This is a genomic window from Streptococcus sp. DD11 (genome assembly GCF_001578865.1).
In the GTDB taxonomy this organism is placed as follows: domain Bacteria; phylum Bacillota; class Bacilli; order Lactobacillales; family Streptococcaceae; genus Streptococcus; species Streptococcus panodentis.
The window spans coordinates 89,058-89,734 of sequence record NZ_KQ969396.1 but is presented as its reverse complement, the minus strand read 5'-3'; the positions used below and the strand labels follow the sequence as shown (position 1 = coordinate 89,734).

General features: G+C 48.2%; 1 protein-coding gene. It reads left to right on the top strand.

Features of this window, described 5'->3' with window-relative positions; translation table 11 throughout:
* Positions 1 to 677: ABC transporter permease (locus STRDD11_RS09865; protein ID WP_241209402.1), on the top strand; the 677-nt coding region annotated here is incomplete at both ends.

Sequence of the window (677 nt, the reverse complement as noted above, 5' to 3'; positions counted from 1 at the left end):
AGTCGTCATGATTGTCTGGAAGTCTTTCTTTAATATCGAGGGCCAGTTTACACTGGAAAATTATCAGACTTACTTCACCTCGCAGAACTGGACCTATCTCAAAATGAGCTTGAATTCCGTCCTTTATGCGGGCATTATCACGCTGGTCACTTTGCTTATTTCCTATCCGACAGCTTTTTTTCTGACCCAGCTCAAGCACAAGCAGCTCTGGCTGATGCTGATTATCCTGCCGACCTGGATCAATCTCCTGCTCAAGGCCTATGCTTTTATCGGGATTTTTGGTCAGGAAGGCTCTATCAACCAGTTCCTGACCTTTATGGGAGTGGGACCTCAGCAGATTCTCTTTACGGATTTCTCCTTTATTTTTGTAGCCAGCTATATCGAGCTGCCCTTTATGATTCTGCCTATTTTCAATGTTTTGGACGATATGGATCCCAATCTGATCAATGCCAGCTATGATTTGGGGGCCAACCGCTGGCAGACTTTCCGCAGTGTGATTTTTCCGCTGTCGATGAATGGTGTCAGAAGCGGTGTCCAGTCGGTCTTTATTCCCAGTCTCAGCCTCTTTATGCTGACCCGTCTGATTGGCGGCAACCGCGTCATTACGCTGGGGACGGCCATTGAGCAGCATTTTCTGACCACTCAGAACTGGGGGATGGGCTCCACTATCGGCGTGG